The sequence below is a fragment of the Endozoicomonas sp. ALE010 genome, from assembly GCF_049310165.1.
In the GTDB taxonomy this organism is placed as follows: domain Bacteria; phylum Pseudomonadota; class Gammaproteobacteria; order Pseudomonadales; family Endozoicomonadaceae; genus Endozoicomonas.
This window is the reverse complement of the sequence record NZ_JBLYNV010000139.1, coordinates 1-4002: the sequence shown is the minus strand read 5'-3', so window position 1 is coordinate 4002 and position 4002 is coordinate 1. Positions and strand designations below refer to the sequence as shown.

Below are 4002 nucleotides of genomic sequence, written 5' to 3'. Positions count from 1 at the left end.
AAGTAGCCATGGTTCGTTCAACCATGAAAAACAGTCACTTGGATAATCTATTTATGCGGCTACAGAGATATGGTCAGCGGGAATTGCTGGCAAATTCTTATGCTTGGTTGACATAAATAAAGAATGAGTTGTGAAAGAGAAGAACTTTTATAAGAAGGCGTGGTCTTAAGCTGTAATTCAACAATTCGATAATTCAATGGATCAAACCAATCAATTTCCTTCATTTGATGCTTATTTTTATTATCTTTGTTCCAGCGCATTAGGTTTAGTAGATCAAGAACAACAATTTGGCACCACCGAACAGCAGCCTGTTTATCAAGGCATACCAGTTCAAGTGCTGAACCCTATTCATATTTACAATAGCGGACCAGATACATATCAGAATGAAGCTGATCGTTCTTATTCATTGAATCAATATAATATTACATCCCTAACAAGTCTCGATTCAGAAAACGCTTCTGGAACAGGTATTCAAGAGATACCACAATCCATTCTTGATGAATATGTTCCTTACCAGCATGATTATGAACCCGTTAATAATCCATTATTACTAACACCAAGTACTCCTTTTCAGGAGATAATATCGTGGGACGAGCTTGAAATTAGGGAGCAAACAACAGCGAATCATACAAGCTCAGGTTTACAGTTAACTAATCTTCCTGCCGGAATTAATAGTTCACAAGATTTACGGCCAGTTGCTGTCATTAATCCGTTATGCATGCACCAAGCAACAAGTGATAACCAACAAAACCAGGCAGAAGTTAATGTTGATGGCAGTTCTTCACTTGCCGAGCGCAAAAGGGAGCGCCGAAGGGAGCGCCAAAGGGAGCGCAAAAGGGAGCTTCGCAAAGATCCCGCTTACGCCGAGCGCGAAAGGGAGCGCAAAAGGGAGCGCAAAAGGGAGCGCTACCAGACAGATCCCGCTTACGCCGAGCGCCAAAGGGAGCGCCAAAGGGAGCGCCAAAGGGAGCGCCAAAGGGAGCGCTACCAGACAGATCCCGCTTACGCCGAGCGCCAAAGGAAGCGCCAAAGGGAGTGCTACCAGACAGATCCCGCTTACGCCGAGTGCGAAAGGGAGCGCCAAAGGGAGGGCAAAAGGGAGGGCAAAAGGGAGCTTCGCAAAGATCCCGCTTACGCCGAGCGCCAAAGGGAGCGCCAAAGGGAGCTTCGCAAAGATCCCGTTTACGCCGAGGGACAAAAGATCTATATAAAGACCTACAAAAGAATCAAAATACAAACCTCCAATAAGGAAGAAGCTAAAGAGCAAGCTGTGATCGCAAGAGAGCGGTATCTTCAGTCAGTTAATTCAGCTAAAAACTCAGGTGATTTACCACTGACTTCTAATTTAGCTAAAGCGACCCAGAGTTCCAGTAAAAATTTAGAAGGTGCTGCCCCCCTGCTTTTCAGTCGTCAAGCTGAAGGAATATTTACAGTCCCAATCGCCCCCTCTCAGCCTTAGTGATCGGTCAGCAATCAAAGAAAGAGATTATTGATGTTTCCATCAATGACCTCGCTGCCTGTAACCCGCCCGCCAACGTCATCCTCATCTGTGAGGCGCTGACTTTCGAAGAGTTTTACGTCACTATTTAGTAATAGCCATAGCAAATCCCTATGCTTGGTTGACATAAATAAAGAATGAGTTGTGAAAGAGAAGAACTTTTATAAGAAGGCATGGTCTTAAGCTGTAATTCAACAATTCGATAATTCAATGTATCAAACCAATCAATTTCCTTCATTTGATGCTTATTTTTATTATCTTTGTTCCAGCGCATTAGGTTTAGTAGATCAAGAACAACAATTTGCTACCACCGAACAGCAGCCTGTTTATCAAGGCATACCAGTTCAAGTGCTGAACCCTATTCCTATTTACAATAGCGGACCAGATACATATCAGAATGAAGCTGATCGTTCTTATTCATTGAATCAATATAATATTACATCCCTAACAAGTCTCGATTCAGAAAACGCTTCTGGAACAGGTATTCAAGAGATACCACAATCCATTCTTGATGAATATGTTCCTTACCAGCATGATTATGAACCCGTTAATAATCCATTATTACTAGCACCAAGCACTCCCTTTCAGGAGCTAATATCGTGGGACGAGCTTGAAATTAGGGAGCAAACAACAGCGAATCATACAAGCTCAGGTTTACAGTTAACTAATCTTCCTGCCGGAATTCATAGTTCAAAAGATTTACGGACAGTTGCTGTCATTAATCCGTTATGCATGCACCAAGCTACAAGTGATAACCAAAAAACCCAGGCAGAAGTTAATGTTGATGGCAGTTCTTCACTTGCCGAGCGCAAAAGGGAGCGCGAAAGGGAGCTCCTAAGGGAGCTTCGCAAAGATCCCGCTTACGCCGAGCGCCTAAGGGAGCGCAAAAGGGAGCGCCTAAGGGAGCGCCAAAGGGAGCGCCAACGGGAGCGCTACCAGACAGATCCCGCTTACGCCGAGCGCAAAAGGGAGCGCCAAAGGGAGCTTCGCAAAGATCCCGCTTACGCCAAGCGCAAAAAGGAGCGGTACCAGGCAGATCCCGCTTACGCCGAGGGACAAAAGATCTATATAAAGACCTACAAAAGAATCAAAATACAAACCTCCAACAAGGAAGAAGCTAAAGAGCAGGCAGTGATCGCAAGAGAGCGGTATCTTCAGTCAGTCAATTCAGCTAAAAACTCAGGTGATTTACCACTGACTTCTAATTTAGCTAAAGCGACCCAGAGTTCCAGTAAAAATTTAGAAGGTGCTGCCCCCCTGCTTTTCAGTCGTCAAGCTGAAGGAATATTTACAGTCCCGATCGACCCCTCTCAGCCTTAGTGAACGGTCAGCAATCGAAGGGTCAGAAGGTACTGAACATTATCATCTGGATAAGCGAACGGTAGAACCTGCTGTACCTCAATGGGAGCCAGCAATTCCCGCTGACCATATCTCTGTAGCCGCATAAATAGATTATCCAAGTGACTGTTTTTCATGGTTGAACGAACCATGGCTACTTTATCAGCCAACATATCAGCAAGTTCAGAACACAGGATACACAGGGCTACCGGCGTTATCTCATGTGGTGTCAACAACCAGGTGTTTTAAGCTGACACTCCTGCCACCAATAATCGCTGTGTACACATCCTCCCAGTTATCGATGACAAACCAGTCAAATAAGCCTCGTATCCCAAGCCATAGCGCTTTTTTGGACTTCTTTGCTTCAAGAGCTTGCTGGAAGAACTTGCAAGCCAGTTGCTCTATCTGGTTAATGAGAAAGGCGGTGAAAGTCAGGCAGGCCAGGTTGGTGGCCAGGTGCTGCTCTCCGTGCCCGTAATTGTGTTCGAGATGGTAGCCCTGTGTTTTCAGTGTGTTAAACGTTTCGTTCTCAATTTTCCATCTGGCGCGTCCTCCTCGCATGACTTTCGCCACGTTCTCCCTGGTGAGTTTGATATCGGTAATCCAGGTGTTGACGTACTTCTTGTTACCCTTCGGATCAATTTCGACGTATTCGGGATAGTTGACCAGCGTCTCTTTATGGGAATTGTTAACAGGGACATCGTTCACGAACCGGAACCAGTGTCGGTATCCCTTCTCATCGGTATACTGATAGCGCACCACTTGATCCGCCTTATCCAGTTCATCGACTGATTCATAAAGCGAGGGGTGAGAAGTGTCCTTTGCCACCATAATGAAGCTGTATCCGTAGGATTTCACCAGTTTGATGGTAGGGCCGTCAGAGTAAAGGTCATCACAGTTCAGTACCAGTTTGAGGTGTGGGTGCTCTCTGGAGATGTTCGACAAAAGTCGCTTAAGTGCCGTTTTTTCACAGTCATTCTTTGAGGCATCCACCTGCTGGATGATGGGTGCTGGCATCAGGGGCAGTACTTCCTTCTTATCCGGTTTTTTGACGCAATCCCGGTCAAACTGCAGTAATGACGGATACTTCAAATGCATGACGGCAAGGCCGCTCATGATCGCATCATGAAGCGGGATTGCATCCTGACTCTTCCTTGGTCGGAAAT

At 45.6% G+C, this 4002-nt stretch carries 2 protein-coding genes and 1 pseudogene; 2 read left to right on the top strand and 1 reads right to left on the bottom strand.

Features of this window, described 5'->3' with window-relative positions; all coding sequences use genetic code 11:
- The first annotated feature begins 718 nt into the window (after nt 1–718).
- Together ACO6UY_RS24065 and ACO6UY_RS24060 are read left to right on the top strand one after the other, a co-directional pair.
- Complete coding sequence (locus ACO6UY_RS24065; protein WP_422463842.1) at nt 719–1459, top strand: hypothetical protein; 741 nt, start codon at nt 719–721, stop codon at nt 1457–1459.
- Between the two features lie 249 nt (nt 1460–1708).
- A complete protein-coding gene (locus ACO6UY_RS24060; RefSeq protein ID WP_422491565.1) occupies nt 1709–2818 on the top strand; it encodes a hypothetical protein in 1110 nt (369 codons plus the stop codon).
- 237 nt (nt 2819–3055) lie between these two features.
- Here the strand turns inward: ACO6UY_RS24060 and ACO6UY_RS24055 are convergent.
- Nucleotides 3056–4002: pseudogene (locus ACO6UY_RS24055) on the bottom strand (hypothetical protein); the annotation flags it as partial.

Bases quoted from the DNA above. Each gene is read 5' to 3' on its own strand.
- ACO6UY_RS24065 (WP_422463842.1), top strand. From the start codon at position 719: ATGCACCAAGCAACAAGTGATAACCAACAAAACCAGGCAGAAGTTAAT.
- ACO6UY_RS24060 (WP_422491565.1), top strand. From the start codon at position 1,709: ATGTATCAAACCAATCAATTTCCTTCATTTGATGCTTATTTTTATTAT.